The organism is Saccharothrix sp. BKS2 (assembly GCF_047689505.1).
GTDB classification, from domain to species: domain Bacteria; phylum Actinomycetota; class Actinomycetes; order Mycobacteriales; family Pseudonocardiaceae; genus Actinosynnema; species Actinosynnema lopnurensis.
In genome coordinates this window covers 542,627-563,411 of the sequence record NZ_JAUQOL010000004.1, presented here as the reverse complement: position 1 = coordinate 563,411, position 20,785 = coordinate 542,627, and the positions used below count along the sequence as shown (strand labels likewise).

Here is a 20,785-nt window from a genome sequence, read left to right as displayed (position 1 = left end):
CGCAAAGCGGGGGTCGTGGTCAGCCACCTCAGGCGTGACGTGCTCGTGCCCGACCTGGCCGGACTGCGCAGGTTCGCCGGCATGTGAGCCTCCGCCGGTGACCCGGTCCCGTTCCCGCGGACCGGGCCGCCGGCGGCCCGCTCACCCCGGCAGGCGCGCCAGCAGCCGGTCCGCGGCGGCCACGAGCCCCGCGTCCGCGAGCAGGCCCGCCGGCGCCAGCACGTGGTCCCGGTCGACGGTGACCGCCGCCCGGCGCAGCACCGGCCGCAGCACCGGGTCGGCGCGCAGCACGCGCTCCACCTCCGCCACGGGTCCCCCGTGCCGGAACACCCCGCCGGACAGCACCAGCAGGCCCGCGCCCCGCGGACCCAGCTGCCCGTCCACCAGCGCGAGGTGCCTGCGCACGGCCAGGACCGCGGCGAGCACGCCCAGCCGCAGGTCCGCGGCCGGGTCCTCCGGCAGCCACGCCACGTCGGCCGACCGCGCGACCGCCCCGGACCGGAGCGCGGCCGCCTCCGTCCCGCCGATGAGCTTCTCCCGCGCGGCCACCTCCACCAGCGTGCCCGCGGACCAGCGCACCCCGAGGTCGCCCTCGACCGTGCGGCGGTCCGGCGGCAGCGCCACCACCCGCTCCGGCCCCGCCGCCGTCGACACCGCCGAGTACACGTCGGTGGTCGCGCCGCCCACGTCGACCACCAGCACCGCGCCCCCGCGGTCCCGCGCGGCGAGCCGGGACACCCCCGTGAGCACCGCGTCCGGCGTCACCGCCCGCACCAGCCGCCGGAACCGGGGCCCCCGCGACAGGCCCTTGCCGCCGATGACGTGCCGCAGGAACACCTCCCGGATCGCGGCGCGCGCCGGGCCCGGCGCCAGCTCGCCCACGTCCGGCAGCACGTTCGCGGTCGGCACCACCGTGCGCCCGGCCAGCAGCCGCTCCGCCTCCGGGCGCGCCTCGGCGTTGCCCGCCAGCACGATCGGGCAGGCCAGCCGGTTCGCGCCGAGCCGGCCGGCGTTGTGCAGCAGCACCGAGTCGTCGCCGCCGTCCGTGCCGCCGACCAGCAGCACCACGTCCGGCCGGGCCGCGCGCAGCTCCCGGACGCCCGCGCCGTCCAGCGGCCCGGCGGACACGTGCACCACCTTCGCGCCCGCCGCCAGCGCCACCCGGTACCCCGCCTCGGCGCTGACCAGGCGTTCCTGCCCGACGACCGCGAGCTTGAGCCCGCCGCCCGCCGACGAGCACGCCAGCACCCGGCCGGCGGGGTTCCCGGCGGGGTTTAGCGAGGCGCCCACCGAGTCAACCCCCCGGAGCACCTCGGGCGGGGTGGTCGGGTGCTGCGCCGTGCCCAGCAGCTCCCCGGCCTCCGACACGAGGGCGCCCTTCGTCCACGTCGAGCCGATGTCCAGGCAGAGCACGGTCATGCGGGGCAACCTACCGGTGCGCCCGTTCGGCGCACCGACCCTAGTCTGAGCAGATCACCACCAGCACCTCAGGGAGGCGTGCCGTGCCGGGGAACGGGCTGTGGCGCACGAAATCGGTCGAGCAGTCGATCGCGGACACCGACGAACCGGGAACCAGGCTGCGCAGGGAGCTCACCGCGTGGGACCTGACGGTGTTCGGCGTCGCGGTGGTGATCGGCGCGGGCATCTTCACCCTCACCGCGTCCACCGCGGGCAACCTCGCGGGACCCTCGGTGTCGCTGGCGTTCGTGCTGGCGGCGGTCGCCTGCGCGCTGGCCGCGCTGTGCTACGCCGAGTTCGCCTCCACCGTGCCGGTGGCGGGCAGCGCGTACACGTTCTCCTACGCCACGTTCGGCGAGTTCGCCGCGTGGATCATCGGCTGGGACCTGGTGCTGGAGTTCGCGGTCGGCTCGGCCGCCGTGGCGAAGGGCTGGTCGCTGTACCTGGAGACGGTGCTCGGGCAGTTCGGGCTGTCGGTGCCGACCACCGCGAGCATCGGCGGCGTCGACGTCGACTGGGGCTCGCTGCTGCTGGTCGCGGCGCTGACCGCGCTGCTGGTGGTGGGCACGAAGCTGTCGTCGCGGGTCAGCGCCGTGATCACGGCCGTGAAGGTGGGCGTGGTGCTGCTGGTGATCGTCCTCGGCATCTCCTACGTCAACACGGCGAACTACAGCCCCTACATCCCGCCCGCCGAGACCGGTGAGGCCACCGCGACGGGCCTGGACCAGTCGCTGTTCTCGCTCCTGACCGGGTTCGAGGGCAGCACCTACGGCGTGCTGGGGCTGCTGGCCGCCGCGTCGCTGGTGTTCTTCGCGTTCATCGGCTTCGACGTGGTCGCCACCACCGCCGAGGAGACGAAGAACCCCCAGCGGGCCGTGCCGCGCGGCATCCTGGGCTCGCTGGCGATCGTGACCGTGCTGTACGTGGCGGTGTCGCTGGTGATCACCGGGATGGTGCCCTACACCGAGCTCAAGACCCAGCCCGACGGCACGCGCGCCACGCTGGCCACCGCGTTCTCCGCCAACGGCGTGGACTGGGCCGCCACGGTCATCTCGGTGGGCGCGCTGGCCGGCCTGACCACCGTGGTGATGGTGCTGATGCTGGGCCAGTCGCGGGTGCTGTTCGCGATGTCCCGCGACGGCCTGCTGCCGCGCGGCCTGGCCCGCACCGGGCGGCACGGCACGCCGCACCGGATCACCGCCGTCATCGGCGTGCTGGTCGCGATCGCGGCCGGCTTCTTCCCGGCGGGCAAGCTGGAGGAGATGGTGAACGTGGGCACGCTGTTCGCGTTCATCCTGGTGTCGGCGGGCGTGCTGGTGCTGCGCAGGACCAGGCCGGACCTGCCGCGCGGGTTCCGCGTGCCGCTCGTGCCGTTCGTGCCGGTGCTCGCCATCCTGGCCTGCCTGTGGCTGATGCTGAACCTGACCGCGCTGACCTGGGCGCGGTTCCTGGTGTGGATGGCGCTGGGCGTGGTCGTGTACTTCGCCTACAGCCGCCGGCACTCGGTGCTGGGCCGCCGCGGGGCCGGCGGGGCTCCCGCGGTGGAGGAGGACGAGGTCCGGTAGTCCCGACCCACCCATGACGGAGGGCGACGAGCTCGAGAGCTCGTCGCCCTTCGCGTTCGAGGACGTCCCGGCGTCGGGACTACGACTTGGGACTACGCCTCAGGACTACGCCTTGACCGCCGACGACCGGTCCAGGTCCGGCTCCAGGTAGATCAGCCGCGCCGCGGGCACCCGGTTGCGCACCCGCTGCTCCGCGTGGTCGATGGCCTGCGCCACCTCGGCCAGCGACAGCCCCGGCTCCAGCGCGATCTTCGCCGCCACCAGCAGCTCCTCCGGGCCCATGTACTGGGTCTTGACGTGGATGACCCGCTGCACCTTGCCCGCCGCCAGCTCGTCCACGATCACGTCCAGCTCGGTCTGCGACGCGCCCTCGCCGATCAGCAGCGACTTCATCTCGATGATCAGGATGATCGCGATCACGCCGAGCAGCACGCCGATGCAGATGGTGCCGATCGCGTCCCACACCGGGTCGCCCGTGAGCGTCGTCATGCCGACGCCCATCAGCGCCAGCACCAGGCCGAACAGCGCGCCCGCGTCCTCCAGCAGCACCACCGGCAGCTCGGGCACCTTGGACTGGCGGATGAACTGCCACCACGTGGCGTTGCCCTTGACCGCCTTCGACTCGACGATCGCGGTGCGGAAGCTGTAGGTCTCCAGGCCGATCGCGACGACCAGGATGACCACCGCGACGAGCGGGCTGCTGAGCTTCTCGTGCGCCTCCAGCTTGTGGATGCCCTCGTACAGGGCGAACACCGAGCCGAGGCTGAACAGCATCAGCGCCACGATGAACGAGTAGAAGTACCGGTCCCGGCCGAACCCGAACGGGTGCGCCAGGGTGGCCTTCCGCTTCGCGGTCCTCTGCCCGAGCAGCAGCAGGCCCTGGTTGGACGTGTCGGCCACCGAGTGCACCGACTCCGCGAGCATCGACGACGACCCGGTGATCAGGAAGCCGATGAACTTCGCGATGGCGATCCCCGCGTTGGCGACCAGCGCGGCGATGATCGCCTTGGTCCCGCCCCCTGCTGACACGATTGCTCCCTACTGCGCCGGACGTCCGTTTGGTCGGGGTGACCCTACTCAACACCGGGGGTGGCGCGGAAAAGCTGAGCCGAAACATCGGAGGACGCCACCACGGCCGGATCGACGGCGGGCAGCCACACGGACCGCCCCCGCTCCAGCACCAGCGGCGCGCCGCCCGCCGAGGTCAGGGTGACCCGGCCGCGCGCGCAGAACAGGATCTGCGGCCCGCCGTGGTCCAGCCGGACCTCCGCGCCCGGCGTCACCTCGACCCGGGACAGCTCGAACTCCGGGCACGGCGTGCGGTAGGTCCACAGGCCCGGCGCGGTCTCCTCGCCGCGCAGCAACGGCATGTCGCCGCAGGTGAAGTCCAGCACGCGCATCAGCTCGGGCACGTCGACGTGCTTGGGCGTGAGCCCGCACCGCAGCACGTTGTCCGAGTTCGCCAGGATCTCGATGCCGGTGCCGTGCAGGTAGGCGTGCAGGTTGCCGGCGGGCAGGAACATCGCCTCGCCCGGCTGGAGCACGAGCCGGTTGAGCAGCAGCGCGGCCAGCACGCCCGCGTCACCCGGGTACGCCTCGCCCAGCTCCAGGACGGTGCGGCACTCCAGGTCGAACTCGCCGTGCTCCTTCACGTGCACCACGCACGCGTCCAGCACCTGCGGCAGCAGCACGTCCAGCGCGGTCTGCGGCAGCGTGATCAGCGTGGTGAACAGCGCGCGCAGGCCGTCGGGGTCCGGCTGGGCGGCCAGCAGCTCGGTGTAGGGGGCGAAGTCCGGCGCGTCCAGGGCCCGCAGCAGCGCCACCGACCGCTCCGGCTCCCGGAACCCGGACAGCGCGTGGAACTCGGTCAGCGCGCAGATCAGCTCCGGCTTGGCCGAGGGGTCCTTGTAGTTGCGCACCGGCGAGTCGACCGGCACGCCCGCCGCGTCCTCGGTGGCGAACCCGAGCGCGGCCTGCTCGGCCGACGGGTGGGCCTGGAGGCTCAGCGGCTCGTCGGCGGCCAGCACCTTGAGCAGGAACGGCAGCCTGCCGCCCCAGCGGTCGGCGCAGCGCGCGCCCAGCTGCCCGTCGGGGTCCTCGGCGAGCAGCTCCAGCAGGGAGCGCACCGACCCGTCCCGGCCGACGACGCGGGACGGGTCGCCCGGGTGGGCGCCCATCCACAGCTCGGCCTCCGGGTGCGGCGCGGGCACCTCCCTGCCGAGCATCTCGGCGATGGCCGTGCGCGAACCCCACGCGTACGGCCGGACCGCGTTGTGCAGCAGTTCCACAGTCATCCCCTCACACGGCCGGCGCGTAGCGCCCCGGCCCGCCGAGCGTGCCCGCGGCCAGGCCCAGGTACAGCGCGGCCAGCTCGAACCGCAGCGCGAGCAGGGTGGCGCACACGGCGTCGCCGCCGCCCACCTCCTCGGCCGGGTCGAGCACGTCGGCCCCCGACAACGTCTCCAGCGCGACCCGCCGGGCGAACTCCGCCTGCGGCCCCCGGCGCACGGCCAGCAGCAGCACGCGCACCAGGCCGTCCTGCTCGTCGTCCGGGTCCGCGAAGAGGTCGGCGCCCGACGTGCCGCGCACCGCCCGCCGGTGCAGCACCGGGCGCGTCAGGGCCTGGGGGTAGGCGGCCACGTCGCTCACCACGCCCGCGTACGCCGCCAGCGCGTTCGCCCCGTGCGCGGCCACCGCCGCGGCCACGTCGTCCAGGCCCCACAGCAGCGGGGTGCGGTCGGCCACCCGCAGGGCCAGCGCCTTGGCCGGGTTCACGAACGACTCGTGCACCGGGTGGCAGCGCTCGGCCTCCCGGTCCAGCTCGTCGGCCACCGCCTGCACGTCCACGTCGAGCAGGCGCATCGCGTTGAGCGCCGTCACCCACGTGGCGAACCCGCGGGCGAAGCCGAAGCCCTGCGGCACGGCCACGCGCGGCGGCACCAGCAGGGCGCGCTGGGCGGCGGAGGCCGCCACCGGGCCCTCGGGCTCGGCGGTCAGCACCACCCGCGCGCCGCGCCGGGCCGCCCGGTCCACCGATTCGGCCAGCAGCACGTCACCGGGGTCCTCGGTGTGCGCGAGCACCACGTCCAGCGCGCCCACCCACGTGGGCACGTCGTCGGAGACCACGACCGGCACCGGGCAGCGCGGGCCGAGCAGCGCGGTCACCAGGCCCGCCACGGCACTCGCCACGCCGGGCCGGGTGATCATGACCACCGCCCGGGGGCGGTCGTCGAGCAGGCGTCGCACGCCCAGCTCGGCGGTCACCTCGGCGGTGGCCCGGACCTGCGCGCCCGCGCGGGCGGCCGCCCGCAGCAGGCCCTCCGGGTCGGCGTCGGTGAGCCGGTGCTGGTCGTCGAGCAGGCTGTCGTCAAGCACGCTGGGTCACCCGGCCGTCGGCTCGACTGCCTCGTCCAGCAGCAGCACCGGGATGCCCTCCCGGACCGGGAACGACCGACCGCACGAGGTGCAGGTCAGGTAGTCCGCCTGCGGGTCGGTCGCGGTGCCCGCCCGCAGCGGGGCGTGCTCCGGGCACGGGCAGGCCAGGATCTCCATCAACTGCGCGTCGAGTTGGACCGCCACGGCGCTCATCCCCTCACGATCGCCAGGACCTCGTCGCGCAGCGCCGCGACCGAGGCCGCGTCGGCGGCTTCGATGTTGAGCCGCAGCAGCGGCTCGGTGTTGGAGGCGCGCAGGTTGAACCACGAGCCGTCGGGCAGGTTCACCGTGAGGCCGTCGAGCTCGTCGAGCCCGACCCCCTCCCGGCCGCCGAACTCGGCCTTGATGGCGGCCAGCCTGCCCTGCTGGTCGTCCACCGTCGAGTTGATCTCGCCGGAAGCGGCGTAGCGCGCGTAGGCGCTGGTCAGGGAGGACAGCGGGCCGTCCTGCTCGCCGAGCGCGGCCAGCACGTGCAGCGCGGCCAGCATGCCGGTGTCGGCGCGCCAGAAGTCCCGGAAGTAGTAGTGCGCGGAGTGCTCGCCGCCGAAGATCGCGCCGGTCCGGGCCATCTCCTCCTTGATGAAGGAGTGGCCGACGCGGGTGCGCACCGGGTTGCCGCCGTGCTCGCGCACGATCTCCGGCACCGCGTGGGAGGTGATCAGGTTGTGGATGACCGTGCCGCCCGGGTCCTTGGCCAGCTCGCGCACCGCGACCAGCGCGGTGATCGCGGACGGGGACACCGGCTCGCCGCGCTCGTCGACCACGAAGCAGCGGTCGGCGTCGCCGTCGAACGCCACGCCGGCGTCCGCGTTCTCCTGCCGGACGCGCTCCTGGAGGTCGACGATGTTCTTCGGGTCGAGCGGGTTGGCCTCGTGGTTGGGGAAGCTGCCGTCCAGCTCGAAGTACATCGGGACGACCTCGATGGGCAGGCCCTGGAAGACCTCCGGCACGGTGTGGCCGCCCATGCCGTTGCCCGCGTCGACCACGACCTTCAGCGGCCGGCTGCCCCGCAGGTCCACGAGTTCGCGCAGGTAGTCGGCGTACTCGGAGAGCATGTCGCGCCGGCTGACGGTGCCCTTGGCCATGTCCCGCGCGTCGGGCACGCCCTGCTCGGCGTCCTGCCTGATCTGCGCCAGGCCGGTGTCCTGGCCCACCGGGGCGGCGCCCGCGCGGCACAGCTTGATGCCGTTGTACTTGGCCGGGTTGTGGGAGGCGGTGAACATCGCGCCGGGCAGGTCGAGCTTGCCGGAGGCGAAGTAGAGCATGTCCGTGCTGGCCAGGCCGATGCTGACCACGTCGACGCCCTGGGCGTTCACGCCCTCGGCGAACGCGGCCGCCAGGCCGGGGGAAGATTCGCGCATGTCGTGGCCGATGACCACGGCGGGCCCGTCGACCAGGCGCGCGAACGCCGCGCCGAAATCGCGCACGACGCCCTCGTCGAGCTGCTCCCCGACCACACCGCGGATGTCGTAAGCCTTGACGATGCCGGACAGATCGCGCACAGCCACACTCCCGAGTTGGCTCTTGACACTGCCGTGGGAAGCGTACCGGCGCGCGCGTTCGGGGTGTGTGCGGTCGTTCAGTCTTCGCGCGGATCGGGCAGAACGCGCAGGTGGCCGCGCCTGATGGTGCCCATGGGCACCTCCGGCACCTCGACCGCCGGTGTGCGCCCCGCCTCGCGCACGGCCTCCGCGAGGGCGGTCAGGTCGTCCACGGTGGGCTCGGGGGCCCGGAACTCGCCCTGGTGCCGCACGACCTCCCAGCCGCGGGGGGCGGTGAGGCGCAGCGCGTGCTCCTCGCAGAGGTCGTAGGAGTGCGGCTCGGAGTAGGTCGCGAGTGGTCCGACCACCGCTGTGGAGTCCGCGTAGGCGTACGTGAGCGTGGCGACTGCCGGGTTCCCGCACCCGGTTCGCGAGCACCGTCTCACGCTCCGCACGGCGGGGACGATATCGCGTCCCGCGCCGGGTGTGTTGGATTACCTCCGGCGCGGCGCTGGAGGCGGCCCCCGAGTTCGACGACCTGCCTGGTCGCGGAGGTACCGGCGGGGGCCCGGCGGCGGACAACTAGGCTGGACGCCGTGGTGATGGCTCGGGGTTCACGGAGGCAGGGCGCTCCGCGGCGACGCAACCGCGACCGGCACGGGCGCGGGTTGCGGGGTCCGCTGTACCCGGCCTCCCTGCCGGCGGCGCGCAGCCGGGCCGAGCGCTTCGACGCGCTGGTCCTGGAGGCGCTGGAACCGATCGAGGCGCGGTGGCGCACCGAGCTGACCCAGCTCGACGTGGCGGTGGACGACGTGCCGGACGTGGCGCCCAACGACGACGGCGACGTGGTGGAGGACGGCAACGTCCCGCTGGCCCGCCTGGTGCCGGCCGGCACCGACAGCCGCGCCCGGATCGTCCTGTACCGGCGTCCCCTGGAGGCCCGCGCCAAGGACGGCGCCGACCTGTCCGACCTGGTCCACGACGTCCTGGTGGAACAGGTGGCCAACTACCTGGGCCTGGACCCGGACGTGATCGACGGCGACTGACCGCCCAACCCCGAACTCACCGGTCCCGAACGTACGACTCGCCGGGTCTGAACGTACGACTCGCGGGTCCTGAACGTACGACTCGCGGGTCCTGAACGTACGACTCGCGCGGCTCGGGTGTTCGACACGCGCGCGAGTCGTACGTTCAGGACCACCGTGTCGTACGTTCGCGACCCCCGAGTTCAACGTTCGTGACGGGTCGGCGGCGGGTCGGCAGGGCGGTCAGCAGGGTGAACAGGGTCGCGGCCGCCTGGAGGAGCAGGAGGAGCTCGCGCAGCGTGGACGACGCCTCCACGCGGACCTCCGAGGCCGTGGTGGGCAGCGTCACGCCGACCAGGTGGCCCCACGCCCGGACGGTGGCCACCTCGCGGCCGTCGACCCACGCGCGCCAGCCCGGCTCCTCCTCCGCCGCCAGCACGAGCAGGCGGCCCTCCGGTCCTTCGGACACCCGCACGGCCACCTCCGGCGGCGCGGCCTCGACCGGGGCGGTGCCGGGCGCGACCAGGTCGGTGGGCGGGGTGCCGCCGGTCCGGGCGCGGCGGGCCAGCTCGGGCGACAGCAGCACCGCGTTGCCGGCCGCCAGCTGCACCCGCAGCACCGGGCGGCCGTCGGTCGTCGACGGGGTGACCGACACCAGGTCGCCCGCCGCGTCGCGCAGCCGCTGCGCCGCGCCCAGGTCGGGCAGCACCACGAACGCCACGCCCGAGGCCGCGGCCTGGGCCAGCGCGGTCCGCGCCACGTCCGGCGAGCCGCCCGTCAGCTCGCGCGTCCAGCGCGCCAGGCGCGTGGTGGCCGCCGCGACGGGCACGTGGTCGTCGTCGCCGAACGCGGGCAGCCGGCCCGCCACCAGGCGGGTCGGCTCGCCCAGCACGAGCACCGAGCGGCCGGTCTGCGCCAGCTCCTGCTCCAGCGTCGACGGCAGCCGGGCCGCGGCGGCGGTCAGGGGGCCCGAGCGCAGGCCGACGAACCCGGCGCAGGCCAGCGCCAGGACGGAGACGGCGCCGACCGCCGACACCACGCGCGTGAACGGCAGGGGCGCCACGTCCCGCCGGAACGCCGAGAGCACCACCCACAGCAGTCCCCAGCCGACCACCACCAGCGGCGCGCCCGACCACCCGGGCTGGGCCGGTCCGCCGGGCAGCGGCGCCACCGCCGCGGTCCGCACCACGACCACCGCCAGCCCGCCGAGCACCGCCACGGCCAGCCCCACCAGCATCGACCGGTGCGGGCGCAGCGCCGCCGCGGCGAGGGCCAGGACCACGACCAGCAGCCCGACGAACGGCACCGCCCCCGGTCCGCCGGGCCGCAGCGACAGCAGGTCCACCACGTCGACGGGGGGCGTCCCGGCGAACGCGCCCACCCCGTGCAGCACCACCGACGGGTGCTGGAGCACGACCGCGGGCCACGGCAGCAGCAGCGCCACCGGCAGCAGCACCACCACGAACAACGACGCCACCCGCCGCCGGCCGTCGCCCGCCCGGCCGGGCACCGCGACGAACCCGACCAGCGCCGCCAGCGCCACCAGCCCGTGCACCAGCGGCGAGAACGCGCCTAGCGCCGCCACCGCCAGCGCCGTGCCCGACGCCACCGGCAGCCACGACACCCCGGCCCCGCCGCGCAGCACCGACACCACCCCGGCGGCCACCAGCGGCAGCAGCACGTGCACCACCACGACGTCCAGCCGGCCCTGGCCCACCGCCGCCGTCGCCGCGGGCAGCAGCGCGTACCCGGCCGCCACCAGCGCCCGCACCGGCCGCCGCACGGGCAGCCGCCGCGTCGCCGCGTAGGCGGACAGCCCGGCCAGCGGCGCGTCGCCGAGGAACAGCACCGCCACCAGCACGGCGGGCGAGCCGAACGGCACCCCCAGCACACCGAGCACCGCCAGCGCGGCGGGCGCGGGCGCGGTCGTGCCGCCCGCCACCGGGTGCCAGGCCGCCAGGTACGCCGACCAGGTCCCGGTCAGGTCGTCCACCGGCAGCAGCCGCCCGCCGGCCAGGTCCAGGCCGAGCCGGGACGCGTTGGCCAGCACCCCGAACACCGCCAGCCCGAGCACGAGCAGCAGCGGCGGCCCGAGCAGCAGCGACCGCAGCACCCGCGCCCGGTCGACCTCGACGAACACGATGCCCCGCGGGACGGCGGTGGTGCCGCGCGGCACCGGCGAGGGTCGCGGCCGGGGTGAGGGCCGCGGCGCCCGGCCGTGCGGGGGCGGCGCCTCCACCGGCACGGTCACCGCCGGCCGCCGCAGGCCGCCCGTCGCCCGCACGGGCCGCCGCCGCGTCAGCACGCCCGCGGGCAGCGCCGCGGGCCCGATCAGCGGACGCTCCACTTCGGACGGCAGGGACCACGCCACGGGCCGCCGGTCGTCGTCGGGCAGCCGCCCGAGCGCCAGGTCCGCCTCGACGCGTCGCCTGATCAGGTGAGCGGAGGCGGCGCGGACCGCGTTGCGCGCCCGGGTCAGCCGACTGGTGGACAGCCCGCGCACCACGCCGTGCTCCGGCCGCTCGGCGCGCCCCGCCAGCAGCCCCGCCCGCCCGCTCAGCAGGTACCGCAGCGCGCCCACCTCGGCGTGCGCGTCGGAGAACCGCCGCAGCAGCAGGAAGCCCAGGGCGCGCAGCACGGCGAGCACCGCGAGCCGCGGCAGCCCCAGCGCGAACGCCGGCGCGCCGCAGTTCACCAGGAACGTCCGCAGCCCGTGGGCCCGGTCGACGCCGCGCGGCGCGGGTCCAGGGCGCGCCGCGGCCGCGTCCAGCCGCCGCAGGCCGCGCCCGATCGCCCGCGCGTGCCGCATCCGCGCCACCGGCACGGACAGCACCAGGTGGCCGGCGAGGTTCGCCCGCCAGCCGAAGTCGAGGTCCTCGCGCAGCAGCGGCATCACCCGGTCGTAGCCGCCGAGCTCCTCCCACACCGCGCGCCGCACCAGCGAGCCGGCCGACGGCACAGCCAGCACCTCGGTGCTCTGCTCGAACGCCCCGGCGGGCTCGGCCGCGCCGATGCCGGTCTGCCGGTGCCCGGAGGCGTCGGTGGACAGCCCGGCCTCCACGACCAGCCGCGGGTCGGTCCAGTCCAGGGCCAGGGGCCCCAGCACGGCGGCCGAGGGCGACACCTCCGCGGCGGTCAGCAGCGCGGACAGGCAGTCCGGTTCGGGCGCGCAGTCGTCGTGCAGCACCCACACCCACGCGCCCGGGTCGCCCCACCGCTTCACGGCGTGCTCCACGGCGGCGTGCACGGCCTCGCCGAACCCCGTGCCGCGCGCCGACGTCAGCACGCCGTCAATCACCCGATCGGTACCTTCGGCGGCCTCGGCGAGGAGGCCGGCGGTCCCGTCGACGGACCCGGTGTCGACCGCGATCACGTGCCGCGGGCGCGGTCGCTGCCGGCGCAGCGCGGACAGCGCCGTGCCGAGCCAGCGGTCGCCGTCGTGGCACACCAGCACCGCCAGCACGGGTGCGGTGCGCAGCCGTGGAGCAGCCCCGCTCGTCAAGTGCCGCTCCTCGCAAGGTCGTCCGACTACGCCGTGGGAGACCCACGGTAAGCCAGGACGATCTCAAGCGATCACACGGCGCGCTTCTTCAGCTTCCTCCGCTCGCGTTCGGACAGCCCGCCCCAGATGCCGAAGCGCTCGTCGTGCTGCAGGGCGTACTCCAGGCACTCCGCCCGCACCTCGCAGCCCAGACAGATGCGCTTGGCCTCCCTGGTGGAGCCGCCCTTCTCGGGGAAGAACGCCTCGGGGTCCGTCTGCGCGCACAGGGCGCGCTCCTGCCAGTCCTGCTCATCGGTCACGTCGAACAGGTCGAGCACGACCGGCTCAGGTGCCGGGACGTCCCCGTCCACGATGCGACCCCCGTCGAATTCCTGGGTAAAGGGTTCCTGCACAGTCCGCCTCCTCGCCTTCCGCTCTCCCCGGTTGGCGGACACCACTCGCCGTCCCCACAACGACGAATGACACCGATGTGATTACACCTGTGTCACAACACCCGGTCAAGCGGAGTCCACAGGACGGGGGATATTCGCGCAGATGGCCGCAAAAACCTTGACCAGCAGCACAGACGGTGATTCAAGCGCTGCTCCGGGCGATGACGCCCGCTCGAACGGCCCACCGGTCGGGCTACCTGGGGTGTGTCCGGCGGGCCACACTGGTGGGGTGAAGCGATCAGCGGTGCGTCCGAGTCCACTGTTCCTCAGCCTGCTCGCGGTGACGGTGGCAGGCGCCGTGCTGACCCTGTTCGACGACGCCCTGCGCACGCTGGGCACGGTCCTGTTCGTCCTCGGGGGGTGGGCGGTTTCACTGTGCCTGCACGAGTTCGGCCACGCGGTGGTGGCCTACCGGGGCGGCGACTACGCGGTCAAGGAGAAGGGCTACCTGACGCTGGACATCCGCCGGTACACCGACCCGGTGTTCAGCATCGTGCTGCCCTTGGTGCTGCTGGCGTTCGGCGGCATCCCGCTGCCCGGCGGCGCGGTGTGGATCAACCACCACGCGCTGCGCGACCGGCGGGTGCAGTCGATGGTGTCGCTGGCCGGACCGGTGAGCAACCTGGTGCTGGGCCTGCTGCTGGCGGCGTCGGTGGCGCTGTTCGACCCCGCGCCCGGCCTGGCCGCCGCGCTGTCCTACCTGGCCGCGGTGCAGGTCATCGCGTTCGTGCTGAACATCCTGCCGATCCCCGGCCTGGACGGATGGGGCGTGATCGAGCCCTACCTCTCGTACCCGGCGCGGCAGTTCGGCGCCAAGGCGCGGCCGTGGGCGCCGTTCGTGCTGTTCGCGGTGCTGATCGGGTTCCCGACCGTCAACGCCCTGTTCTTCGACGCCGCCTACTCGGTGTTCGACCTGATCGGGGGCGACCGGTGGCTGGCCTACGTGGGCGCGGACACCTTCCTGTTCTGGCGCTGACCCCCGGTGGGAGGATGGCGTCCCGTGAAGGTCGTCGTACTGGTTGGCGGGGTTGGCGGGGCGCGGTTCCTGGTGGGGTTGCGCAAACTCCTGTCGGGACCCGGGCACGAGATCACCGCCGTGGTGAACACGGGTGACGACGTGTGGATGCACGGGTTGCGGATCTGCCCCGACCTGGACACCTGCATGTACACGCTCGGTGGCGGGATCGACGTGGAGCGCGGCTGGGGCCGGGCGGACGAGACGTGGTCGGTCAAGGAGGAGCTGGCGGCCTACGGCGCGGACCCGACGTGGTTCGGCCTGGGCGACCGGGACGTCGCCACGCACCTGGTGCGGACCCGGATGCTGCGCGCGGGCTACCCGCTGTCGGCCGTGACCGAGGCGCTCTGCCACCGCTGGGAGCCCGGCGTGCGGCTGCTGCCGATGTCGGACGACCGGGTGGAGACGCACGTGGTCGTGGACGTCGACGGCGACGAGAAGGCGATCCACTTCCAGGAGTGGTGGGTGCGGCACCGGGCCGCGCTGCCCGCGCGGTCGTTCGCCTCGGTCGGCGCGGGGACCGCGACGCCGGCGCCGGGCGTGCTCGACGCGCTCGCGGAGGCCGACGCGGTGCTGTTCGCGCCGTCGAACCCGGTGGTGAGCGTGGGCACGATCCTCGGCGTGCCGGGGGTGCGGGACGCGTTGCGCAAGACCGAGGCCGGGGTGGTCGGGCTGTCCCCGATCGTGGGCGGCAAGCCGCTGCGCGGAATGGCGGACGCGTGCCTGTCGGCGATCGGCGTCGAGACCTCGGCCGAGGCGGTGGGCAGGCACTACGGGTCGCGCAAGACCACCCGGGGCGGCGTGCTGGACGGCTGGCTGGTGCACACCGGCGACCGCTGCGACGTGCCCGGGGTGGCGGTGCGCGCGGTGCCGCTGCTGATGTCCGATGTGGACGCGACCGCCACGATGGCGCGGGCGGCGCTGGAGCTGGCCGGGGTCGGCGTTGGCTGACCGGGGGCCCGTCGACCACGCGGCGCCGGACGTGGTGTCGCTGCTGCCGGTGCCGGGCCTGCCGGAGTTCCGGCCCGGTGACGACCTGGCGGCCGAGCTGGCGTCGGCCGCGCCGTGGCTGCGGGACGACGACGTGGTCGTGGTGACGTCCAAGGTGCTGTCCAAAGTGGAAGGTCGGCTGGTGCGGGCGCCCGCCGACCCCGAGGCGCGGGACGAGCTGCGGCGGCAGTGGGTGTCGGCCGAGGCGGTGCGCGTGCTGGCGCGGCGCGGGCGGACGCTGATCACCGAGAACAGGCTCGGCATCGTGCAGGCGGCGTCCGGGGTGGACGCCTCGAACGTGGCGGGTGACGAGATCGCGCTGCTGCCGGTGGACCCCGACGGGTCGGCCGCGGCGCTGCGGGCCGCGCTGTTCGAGCGGCTGGGCGTGCGGGTGGCCGTGGTGGTGACCGACACCATGGGCCGGGCCTGGCGGGTCGGGCAGACCGACGCGGCGATCGGGTCGTCCGGGCTGGCCGTGCTGCACCGGTACGCGGGCTCGGTGGACCGGCAGGGCAACCCGCTGGTGGTGACCGAGGTCGCGGTCGCGGACGAAATCGCCGCGGCGGCCGACCTGGTGAAGGGCAAGCTGGGCGCGGTGCCCGTGGCGGTGGTGCGCGGGCTGCCGGTGGTCGACGACGGTTCGTCGGCGCGCGACCTGGCCCGGCCGGTGGAGGAGGACCTGTTCCACCTGGGCACGGCCGAGGCGCTGGCGCGGGGGCGGGCCGAGGCGGTGCTGGTGCGCCGCTCGGTGCGGGCCTTCACGGCGGAGCCGGTGGCGCCGGACGCGATCCGGCGGGCGGTGGCGGCGGCGTTGACCGCGCCCGCGCCGCACCACACGCGGCCGGTGCGGTTCGTGCGGCTGACGGAGCGGCGCGCGGAGCTGCTGTCGGCGATGCGGGCGCGGTGGGAGGCCGACCTGCGGGGCGACGGGCTGCCGGAGGAGCGGGTGGCCCGGCGGACCGGCCGGGGCGACTTCCTGCGGGACGCGCCGGAGGTCGTGGTGCCGTTCCTGGTGCGGGAGGGCGCGCACGACTACCCGGACGAGCGGCGGTCCTCGGCCGAGCGGACGATGTTCACCGTCGCCGGCGGCGCGGCCGTGCAGGGGCTGCTGGTGGCGCTGGCCGCCGAGGGGCTCGGGTCGTGCTGGGTGTCGTCGACGCTGTTCTGCCCGGACGTCGTGCGGTCGGTGCTGGAGCTGCCCGCGGACTGGGAGCCGCTGGGCGCGGTGGCGGTCGGCCACCCCGTGGAGGCGTTGGCGCCGCGGTCGCCGCGCGAACCGGACGAAGGGTTCCTGGAGCGTTGAGCCTGCACGCGGACACCACGGGGACGTTGGCCGGGTGGCGCCCGGCCGAGCACGGGCAGGAGTCGTTGCGGCAGGCGTACCTGGGGTTCCTGGCCGCCCGGTCGGACGCCTGCGCGCGGTCGTGCGAGCCGGGGCACGTCACGGCGTCGGCGCTGGTGCTGGACGCCTCCGGGGAGCGGACGCTGCTGACGCTGCACCCGCGGGTCGGTCGGTGGCTCCAGCTGGGCGGGCACTGCGAGCCCGGGGACCTGACGCTGGCCGGGGCGGCGCTGCGGGAGGCGACGGAGGAGTCCGGGATCGAGGGGCTGGTGATCGAGCCGGTGCCGCTGCACCTGGACGTGCACCCGATCACGTGCTCGCTCGGCAAGCCGACGCGGCACTTCGACGTGCGGTTCCTGGTGCGGGCGCCGGTGGACGCGCGGCACTCGCGCAGCGCCGAGTCCGTGGACCTGCGGTGGTGGCCGCTGGACGCGCTGCCGCCGGACGTCGACGACCTGCGCCCGATGATCTCCGCGGCACTCGTCCGACTGGCCTGAAGGTCTTGTGATCCCGGTCATAGCGTTGCATGCTGACACCGCTCTGGGAGCGCTCCCAGTGCAGTGAGGAGCTGTCAACGTGGACAAAGGGGCAAGACGTCGCCGGCTCTGGCCGGCCGTGCTGGCGGCGGTCGGCATGGTGATCGGCGGGGGTGGCGTGGCCGACGCGGGGTCCGGTCACCACCACCCGCCGAGGGGCACGTCGTTCTACGTGGAGCCGGACTCGAACGCGGCGCGGCAGGCCGCGGCGTGGCGGCAGGAGGGCCGGGTCGAGGACGCCCGGCTGATGGAGGCGGTGGCGAAGCAGCCCACCGCGATCTGGTTCACCACCGCGGGCGCCGAGCAGGTGCGGACCCGGGTGCGGGACGTCGTGCGGGCGGCGAAGCGCAAGGGCCAGGTGCCCGTGCTGGTGGCGTACTTCGTGCCCTACCGGGACTGCTCGCAGTGGTCGGCGGGCGGCGCGCTCAGCGAGCAGGAGTACCGGGAGTGGATCGACGCGTTCGCGGCCGGGATCGGCAACGACAAGGCGGTCGTGATCGTCGAGCCCGACGGGCTGGCGCTGCTGACCAGCGAGCCGTGGTGCACGATCGGGCCGGACGAGGAGCTGGTGCCGCAGCGGTACCGGGAGATCAACCACGCGGTCGACACGCTCAAGCGGGGCAGGCAGACGCGCGTGTACCTCGACGCCGGGCACTCGGCGTGGCAGGCGCTGAACGACTACGACGCGGGCTACGGCGAGCCGCGTGAGCAGCAGGGCATCGTGAACCGGCTGATGCGGGGCGGCGTGGCGCGGGCGGACGGGTTCGCGCTGAACACGTCCAACTACCGCTTCACCGCGGACCTCGTGCAGTACGGCACGCGGATCTCCAAGTGCCTCTACCTGCGGACGCACCGCGGCGCCACCACGTGCCCGGCCGACGCCGAGCTGGACGCGCTGCGGGTGGACGAGCGGAGGATGACGCACTTCGTGCTGGACACCAGCCGCAACGGCCAGGGCCACTACACGCCGGGCGAGGGCGAGACCGACTGGTGCAACCCGCCGGGCCGGGGCCTGGGCGAGCGCCCGACCGCGCGCACCCGCATCCCGCTCGTGGACGCCTTCCTGTGGATCAAGCGCCCCGGCGAGTCGGACGGCGAGTGCCAGGGCGGCCCACCGGCCGGCCAGTGGTGGCCCGAGCAGGCCCTGGACCTGGCCAAGCGCGCCACCCCACCTCTCCGCTGACCCTCCCCCGGGGCGGGCCCACCCCCGCCCCGGGCCCCTCAACCCACGCGAGTCGTACGCCCAGACCGCGCGAGTCGTACGCCCAGACCCACCGTGTCGTACGTTCCGGACCCCCGAGTTCAGCGTTCGCGCACCCCTCGTCCCCCGAACAGGGGTACCTGAACGTTGAACTCGGGGGTCGCGAACGTACGACACGGTCGACCGGAACGTACGACTCGCGCGGCTTGAACGTACGACTCGCGGTTAGGTGTCGCCGTTCAGGCGTTGGGACAGGCTGGGGCGGGTGGGTTGGACCTGCTGGACCGTGGGGATCGGGCCCGGGGCCACGCGCAGTTCCGGCTGTGGTTCGGGGGGTGGCGGGGCCGGGCGGCCGGCGGCCACGTGGGCGGCCAGGACCATGGTCGAGTCCGGGTCGGCGGTCTTCGGGTCGACGGCGTTGACCAGGCTGCGCGGGATCTGCTGGGTCGCCGACGAGTCCATCGGCGAGGTCATGTTGTCCGGCGTCACGACGTGGATGCCACGTGCACGAGCACGGGCGAGCGCCGCGTCGGCCCGAGCGCGGGGGTCCATCCGGATCTCTCCTGCGTGTGCTTGGGCCGGCGGGGAACGCCGGCGTGCCGTCGGGACGCCCTCACCGCGACACGGGGCCACCGCCCGTGCCACCGGAGTGCTCGTGCCAGAGTATTCGCAAACCACGGGTGGACGTAAGCGGAGGAGGAAAAACGGCATGTCGGAGCTGCAAGGCGCCGAGGCGGTGGTCCTGGTCGGGGGCAAGGGGACCCGGCTGCGGCCACTCACCTTGTCCGCCCCCAAGCCCATGCTGCCGACCGCCGGGGTGCCTTTCCTCACCCACCTGCTGTCGCGGATCCGGGAAGCGGGCATCACCCACGTCGTGCTGGGCACGTCCTACAAGGCCGAGGTCTTCGAGGAGCACTTCGGCGACGGCTCGGCGCTCGGCCTGGAGCTGGAGTACGTCGTGGAGGACGAGCCGCTGGACACGGCGGGCGCGATCCGCAACGTCGCGCACAAGCTGCGCGAACGCGACGTGATGGTGTTCAACGGCGACATCCTGTCCGGTGTGGACCTGCGGGCCGTGCTCGCCACGCACCGCGACGCGGGGGCCGACGTCACCCTGCACCTGGTCCGGGTCGACGACCCGCGCCGGTTCGGGTGCGTGCCGACCGACGAGGACGGCCGCGTCACGGCGTTCCTGGAGAAGACCGAGGACCCGCCGACGGACCAGATCAACGCGGGTTGCTACGTCTTCCGCCGCGAGGTGATCGAGGGCATCCCCGCGGGCAGGCCCGTGTCGGTGGAGCGGGAGACGTTCCCCGGCCTGCTGGCGTCCGGCGCGCGCGTGCAGGGTCACGTCGACGCCTCGTACTGGCTCGACCTGGGCACGCCCGCCGCGTTCGTGCGGGGCTCGGCCGACCTGGTGCGCGGCACCGCGCCGACAGCGGCCCTGGAGCTGAGGGGCGAGGCGGTGCTGCTGGAGGGCGCGTCGGTGCACGAGGACGCGGTGGTCCGGGGCGGCGCCACGATCGGCGCGGGCTGCACGGTCGCGGCCGGCGCGGTGGTCGACGGCGCGGTGCTGTTCGACGGCGCGGTGGTCGGCGAGGGCGCCCGGGTGGAGCGCAGCGTGATCGGGGCGAACGCGCTGGTCCAGGCCGGCGCGGTGGTGATCGACTCGGTGATCGGCGACGGCGCGGTGGTCGGCGCCCGGTGCGAGCTGGTCGGCGGGGCGCGGGTGTGGCCGGGAGTGGTGCTGCCCGAGGCGGGTGTCCGCTTCTCCGCGGACGTCTAGCACCGGAGGGACGTCTAGCGCCGGAGGGATGTTCGGGACGATGAGACGTTCAGTGCCGGTGAGGCGACCGGTGCCGGTGGGCGGGGGCGGTGCGCGCGGTCGATGACGACGCCGACGACGACGCCGACGACCAGGACCTGGTCGCCCCCGTTCCCGCTGGACCTCGGTGTCGTGCTGGGGCCGCTGGGGCGGGGGCCGGGTGATCCGACGTTCCGGGTCGACGCCGGGGTGTGGCTGACCGCCAACACCCCGGTCGGGCCGGGGACGCTGCACGTCCGGCGCGCCGACGCGGTGGAGGCGCGGGCGTGGGGCGAGGGCGCGGGGTGGCTGCTGGACGGGCTGCCCGCGCTGCTGGGCGCGGGGGACGACGATTCGGCGTTCCGCTGCCACCACCCGCTGGTCGAGCAGGCGCGGCGGCGGTGGCCGGGGATGCGGCTGACCACGACCGGGCGGGTGTGGGACGCGCTGCTGCCCGCGGTGCTGGAGCAGAAGGTGACGGTGTCGGAGGCGCACCGGTCGTACCGGGAGCTGTGCCGCCGGTTCGGCGCGCCCGCGCCCGGACCGGCGACGGGCCTGGTCGTGCCGCCGACGCCGCGCGCCGTGCTGGGCATCACCGACTGGGAGTGGCACCGGGCCGGGGTGGACGGGTCCCGCAGGCGGGCCCTGGTCGCGGCGGCGCAGGTCGCGCACCGGTTGGAGGGCGCGTTCGGGCTGGGCGGCGAGGCCGGGCGGGCGCTGCTGCGGAAGGTGCCGGGCATCGGGGTGTGGACGGCCGCCGAGGTGGCGCAGCGGGCCTGGGGCGACCCGGACGCGGTGAGCTTCGGGGACTTCCACCTGGCCGGGATCGTCGGGTGGGCGCTGCTGGGGCGCGGGGTCGACGACGACGGGATGGCGGAGGTGCTGGCCCCGTACGCGCCGCAGCGGCACCGGGCGGTGCGCTACATCAAGGCGTCGGGGGTGCGGAAGCCCCGGTTCGGGCCCCGCTACGCGCCCAGGGACTACCGGATCGTGTGAGGCG

19 protein-coding genes are annotated in these 20,785 nt (G+C 74.8%); 9 read left to right on the top strand and 10 right to left on the bottom strand.

Features of this window, described 5'->3' with window-relative positions; translation table 11 throughout:
- Positions 1-141: 141 nt before the first annotated feature.
- On the bottom strand, positions 142-1,419 hold the full coding sequence (locus Q5530_RS11165) for a glutamate mutase L (RefSeq protein WP_415362076.1): 1,278 nt from the start codon (positions 1,417-1,419) through the stop codon (positions 142-144).
- Positions 1,420-1,502: 83 nt separating this feature from the next.
- Between Q5530_RS11165 and Q5530_RS11160 the strand changes: the two genes are divergently transcribed.
- Positions 1,503-3,023, top strand: coding sequence for an amino acid permease (locus tag Q5530_RS11160; protein ID WP_415362075.1), 1,521 nt, complete (start codon positions 1,503-1,505; stop codon positions 3,021-3,023).
- A 105-nt stretch (positions 3,024-3,128) separates the two neighbouring features.
- On the opposite strand, the gene Q5530_RS11155 is transcribed toward Q5530_RS11160, so the two are convergent.
- The 6 genes from Q5530_RS11155 to Q5530_RS11130 form a co-directional block, all read right to left on the bottom strand.
- A complete protein-coding gene (locus Q5530_RS11155) occupies positions 3,129-4,052 on the bottom strand; it encodes a cation diffusion facilitator family transporter (RefSeq protein WP_415362074.1) in 924 nt (307 codons plus the stop codon).
- A gap of 44 nt (positions 4,053-4,096) precedes the next feature.
- A complete protein-coding gene (manA, locus tag Q5530_RS11150; RefSeq protein ID WP_415362073.1) occupies positions 4,097-5,317 on the bottom strand; it encodes a mannose-6-phosphate isomerase, class I in 1,221 nt (406 codons plus the stop codon).
- Between the two features lie 4 nt (positions 5,318-5,321).
- Positions 5,322-6,398 (bottom strand): SIS domain-containing protein, encoded by a 1,077-nt coding sequence (locus Q5530_RS11145; RefSeq protein ID WP_415362072.1) that lies wholly within the window; start codon positions 6,396-6,398, stop codon positions 5,322-5,324.
- A gap of 6 nt (positions 6,399-6,404) precedes the next feature.
- Complete coding sequence (locus Q5530_RS11140; RefSeq protein WP_380643730.1) at positions 6,405-6,602, bottom strand: Trm112 family protein; 198 nt, start codon at positions 6,600-6,602, stop codon at positions 6,405-6,407.
- Between the two features lie 5 nt (positions 6,603-6,607).
- On the bottom strand, positions 6,608-7,960 hold the full coding sequence (locus Q5530_RS11135) for a phosphomannomutase/phosphoglucomutase (protein ID WP_415362071.1): 1,353 nt from the start codon (positions 7,958-7,960) through the stop codon (positions 6,608-6,610).
- 77 nt (positions 7,961-8,037) lie between these two features.
- Positions 8,038-8,394, bottom strand: a complete 357-nt coding sequence (locus tag Q5530_RS11130; RefSeq protein ID WP_380643712.1) for a DUF3499 domain-containing protein — start codon at positions 8,392-8,394, stop codon at positions 8,038-8,040.
- Between the two features lie 147 nt (positions 8,395-8,541).
- Between Q5530_RS11130 and Q5530_RS11125 the strand changes: the two genes are divergently transcribed.
- The gene (locus Q5530_RS11125) at positions 8,542-8,985 is read left to right on the top strand and encodes a metallopeptidase family protein (RefSeq protein WP_380643728.1); all 444 of its coding nucleotides are present in this window, start codon (positions 8,542-8,544) and stop codon (positions 8,983-8,985) included.
- A gap of 145 nt (positions 8,986-9,130) precedes the next feature.
- Here Q5530_RS11125 and Q5530_RS11120 read toward each other — a convergent pair whose 3' ends face one another.
- A complete protein-coding gene (locus tag Q5530_RS11120; RefSeq protein WP_415362070.1) occupies positions 9,131-12,466 on the bottom strand; it encodes a glycosyltransferase in 3,336 nt (1,111 codons plus the stop codon).
- Between the two features lie 71 nt (positions 12,467-12,537).
- Positions 12,538-12,819 (bottom strand): WhiB family transcriptional regulator, encoded by a 282-nt coding sequence (locus Q5530_RS11115; RefSeq protein WP_033429204.1) that lies wholly within the window; start codon positions 12,817-12,819, stop codon positions 12,538-12,540.
- A gap of 307 nt (positions 12,820-13,126) precedes the next feature.
- On the opposite strand from Q5530_RS11115, the gene Q5530_RS11110 reads away from it, so the two are divergent.
- From Q5530_RS11110 to Q5530_RS11090, 5 genes are all read left to right on the top strand, one after another.
- Entirely contained in the window at positions 13,127-13,873 is a 747-nt protein-coding gene (locus Q5530_RS11110; RefSeq protein ID WP_415362069.1) for a site-2 protease family protein, read from the top strand.
- A 24-nt stretch (positions 13,874-13,897) separates the two neighbouring features.
- Positions 13,898-14,863 (top strand): 2-phospho-L-lactate transferase, encoded by a 966-nt coding sequence (gene cofD / locus Q5530_RS11105; protein WP_380642607.1) that lies wholly within the window; start codon positions 13,898-13,900, stop codon positions 14,861-14,863.
- Positions 14,799-16,205 carry a coenzyme F420-0:L-glutamate ligase gene (locus Q5530_RS11100; RefSeq protein ID WP_415362068.1) on the top strand — a complete coding sequence of 469 codons (1,407 nt, stop codon included), beginning with the start codon at positions 14,799-14,801 and terminating at the stop codon, positions 16,203-16,205. The genes cofD and Q5530_RS11100 overlap by 65 nt, the downstream gene beginning before the upstream one ends.
- Complete coding sequence (locus Q5530_RS11095) at positions 16,202-16,741, top strand: NUDIX hydrolase (protein ID WP_415362067.1); 540 nt, start codon at positions 16,202-16,204, stop codon at positions 16,739-16,741. The genes Q5530_RS11100 and Q5530_RS11095 overlap by 4 nt, the downstream gene beginning before the upstream one ends.
- A 79-nt stretch (positions 16,742-16,820) precedes the next feature.
- Positions 16,821-17,963, top strand: coding sequence for a glycoside hydrolase family 6 protein (locus Q5530_RS11090; RefSeq protein ID WP_415362066.1), 1,143 nt, complete (start codon positions 16,821-16,823; stop codon positions 17,961-17,963).
- 243 nt (positions 17,964-18,206) lie between these two features.
- Here Q5530_RS11090 and Q5530_RS11085 read toward each other — a convergent pair whose 3' ends face one another.
- The gene (locus Q5530_RS11085) at positions 18,207-18,533 is read right to left on the bottom strand and encodes a hypothetical protein (protein ID WP_380642615.1); all 327 of its coding nucleotides are present in this window, start codon (positions 18,531-18,533) and stop codon (positions 18,207-18,209) included.
- A gap of 157 nt (positions 18,534-18,690) precedes the next feature.
- Between Q5530_RS11085 and Q5530_RS11080 the strand changes: the two genes are divergently transcribed.
- Positions 18,691-19,767 carry a sugar phosphate nucleotidyltransferase gene (locus Q5530_RS11080; RefSeq protein WP_380642617.1) on the top strand — a complete coding sequence of 359 codons (1,077 nt, stop codon included), beginning with the start codon at positions 18,691-18,693 and terminating at the stop codon, positions 19,765-19,767.
- A 102-nt stretch (positions 19,768-19,869) separates the two neighbouring features.
- A complete protein-coding gene (locus Q5530_RS11075) occupies positions 19,870-20,781 on the top strand; it encodes a DNA-3-methyladenine glycosylase family protein (protein ID WP_415362065.1) in 912 nt (303 codons plus the stop codon).
- Positions 20,782-20,785: the final 4 nt, after the last annotated feature.